We start from the raw sequence: 2,739 nt of genomic DNA, 5'->3' as shown, positions 1-2,739 counted from the left end.
GCCCCGAAACGGTCCAAATCGTGTTTCACGGCGTAGGTGTGCATCATCTCGATGCTACAGCAGGCGATGCCGAACTGCAGCATGAACATCGACGACCCCCTGACCCAGTTCATGAACTTGTCGAACTTCGTGAGAATGAACGGCGAGGTACCGAGCGAGTCCCGGAGTTTCGAGTCGAATCGACCCGGTAGTTCCTCTTTGCCCTGTTCTCGACTCGTCGGGGCGACGAATTCCTGTTCTGACGCCCCCTGTCGTCGTTTCGGTGGTTGTGTTTCACTACTCATGGTCCCCAGTCCCCGTGCCCGTCGTGGGCATCGAACGAGATACGGGCGGGAACGGTATGAATATTTGGCCGTTACCCTCAGCTTATCATCGCGTCGGCCTTCGAAGTCGCTCGTTTCGCCACGGACGGGACGGCGGCGAACTCCACGACGACGCGCTCTCCCGACGGGTAGCACACCTCCTCGACGCGAGCGCGGTCGTAGAGCCACGAGAGCAGCGCCATGCCGTCGTCCGTGTTGGGAAGCCGTATCCGCTCCTCCCTCAACGCCGGGAGTTCGTCGGCGATTCGTTTTTCGAGAGTATCGATTCCGTCGTCCTCGATGGCGCTGATCACGACGGGATTCGACGCGAGGTCGGCCACGCCTTCGAGTCGCTCGTCGATTTCCGAGGAAGAAAGTTCGTCCGCCTTGTTCAGTACCGTCACGACCCGCTCGACTTCGCCGTCGAGGAGGTCGTGTGAGGTTCGCAGTTTCTCGCGTAGTTCCGCTACCGGGTCGCTCACGTCGGCGACGAGACAGACGAGGTCCGCCTCGTACGTCTCGGTCAGCGTCGTCTCGAACGATTCGACCAACCAGTGGGGCAGGTCCTGAATGAACCCGACCGTGTCGGTGACGAGCGTTCGCCGCCCGCGAATCTCGGTCCGTCTCGTCGTCGTTTCGAGCGTCTTGAACAACCTGTCCTCGACGCCCGCGCTCTCGTGGAGGTCCTCGTGGCGTTCCGGGGAGACCTCCATCTCGTCGGCCAGTCTGCGCAGGAGCGTGGACTTCCCGGCGTTCGTGTACCCCGCGAGGGCGACGAGGGAGAACCCCTCGTCACGGCGCTTTTCGCGCCGCTGCCCGTCGATATCCGAGCGGTTGTCGAGTTTCGTTTCGATAGTTTCGATCCGATCCCGGATGTCGGTGACGCGTCGGTCCTCCTTCTCGCCGAGGCCGTTCCGCGACCGCCGCTCGTTCGCGACTTCCTTCTCCAACCTGATTTCGGCCTGCACGCGCGGCAGTTCGTACCGTAACTCCGCGAGTTTGACCTGTCGCTGTGCTTCCTTCGTTCCTGCCTGCTGGGCGAAGATTTCGAGCACAAGACGGTATCTGTCGATGATTCTGGTTCCGTCGGGACACAACTCCCCGATTTCGAACGTCTGTTGTGGCGAGAGCGGGTTGTCGAAGACCACGGAATCGGCGTCCGAATCGTCGATCCGTTCCGCCAGTTCCTCGGCCTTTCCGCGACCGAACTGATAGTTCGAATCCTCCGTCCGGGATTGGGTTATCGTCCCGACCACTTCGTAGCCCGCCGCGTCGGCGAGCGCGCTGATCTCGTCCGTTTTCGGACGTCCGTCGTCCACTCGTTTCGCGATGATTGCTGAACCTGATTGCATGCCTGAATTCTTTTGCTGTGCTTCGGCGAAGACGCCGCTCTACGCTTCCGTGTTCGAATTCCGACCGGGGAGCGGGCCACTGACGGTCGCTACGCTGACGTAACGAACGGGCAAAACGACGAACTGACCCGGAGTATCCGGTCAGTGAAGGAGAGAGGTGGTCATGGTTCGACCTTGCTCACTGAAATGAGTATCTTCGCAAAAAACCTTGCGGGAGTGTGGTATCCTGTGTCACTACAAAAGGCAACCGCGATGAGAGGGGCCGATCTAGATGAGCAACTGCACGTCGGAATCGGCCATGTGTTCGAGGGCGGTGGCGGCTCCGACACCCGAGACGACGCCGTCGTAGAGCTTGGACTCGTCGTAGTCCATCAGGTCCATCGTCATCTGACAGGCCTGCAGTTCGACGCCGGTCTCTATCGACACGTCGATGAGTTCCTCGATGGTTGCCGTCCCGTTCTCCTCGATCTTGCGCTCCATCATCTTTGTCGCCATCGAATCCATGTAGGGGAGCGCCGCGAGCGCGTTCGGCATCGGCATGCTCGGGTTGCCGACCGCGCTGAGTTTGAGGTTCTTCGATTTCTCCTGATGGAGGATGTCGAGCCCCCAGAACGTGTGGAAGACCACGACGTCCCAGCCGAACGCGGCGGCGGTGCTGGCGAGGATGAGCGGCGGGTAGGCCATGTCCAGCGTGCCTTTCGTGGCGATGATGGTCATCTTCTTCTGCCCCCCGACTTCTTCCTTCAGGTCGGCCAGTTCCTCCTCCAACTCCTCGATACGGTTGGCGAGAGCAGCTTCGTCATCGATGCCGTCGTCGGTAGCGATCGTTGTGTCCGTGCTCATGGGTCACTCCGTCTTCCGAACGTAGTGGCGGAACACCGCTTCGCCGTTCTTTTCACCCTCTTCCTGGTCGAGGAGTTCGACGCCGTCGGTGGTGTCGGCCCATCCTTTCAAGTCGCTCATGCTCCCCGAGTCGGTCGCCACGACTTCGAGAACCTGCCCTTCCGAAAGCGAATCGGTCGCCTGTTTGGTCTTCACGACCGGCATCGGGCAGTTCATTCCCATTACGTCGAGCGTCTCCGTGA

The 2,739-nt window shown here is 60.6% G+C and carries 3 protein-coding genes and 1 pseudogene; all 4 read right to left on the bottom strand.

What is annotated here, in order from left to right; translation table 11 throughout:
- A pseudogene (locus WBV42_RS17695) lies at positions 1-284 on the bottom strand (NADH-quinone oxidoreductase subunit B); the annotation flags it as partial.
- Between the two features lie 77 nt (positions 285-361).
- Entirely contained in the window at positions 362-1,654 is a 1,293-nt protein-coding gene (gene hflX / locus WBV42_RS17690) for a GTPase HflX (protein ID WP_423987197.1), read from the bottom strand.
- Positions 1,655-1,921: 267 nt separating this feature from the next.
- Positions 1,922-2,497, bottom strand: coding sequence for a DsrE/DsrF/DrsH-like family protein (locus WBV42_RS17685; RefSeq protein WP_423987196.1), 576 nt, complete (start codon positions 2,495-2,497; stop codon positions 1,922-1,924).
- A gap of 3 nt (positions 2,498-2,500) precedes the next feature.
- Positions 2,501-2,739 (bottom strand): sulfurtransferase TusA family protein (locus WBV42_RS17680; protein WP_423987195.1); only part of this gene is annotated, 239 nt, incomplete at its 5' end.

It is taken from the genome of Haladaptatus sp. (genome assembly GCF_049589095.1).
Taxonomy (GTDB): domain Archaea; phylum Halobacteriota; class Halobacteria; order Halobacteriales; family Haladaptataceae; genus Haladaptatus.
The sequence above is the reverse complement of the archived record's forward strand: the minus strand, read 5'-3'. Positions and strand labels throughout refer to the sequence as shown.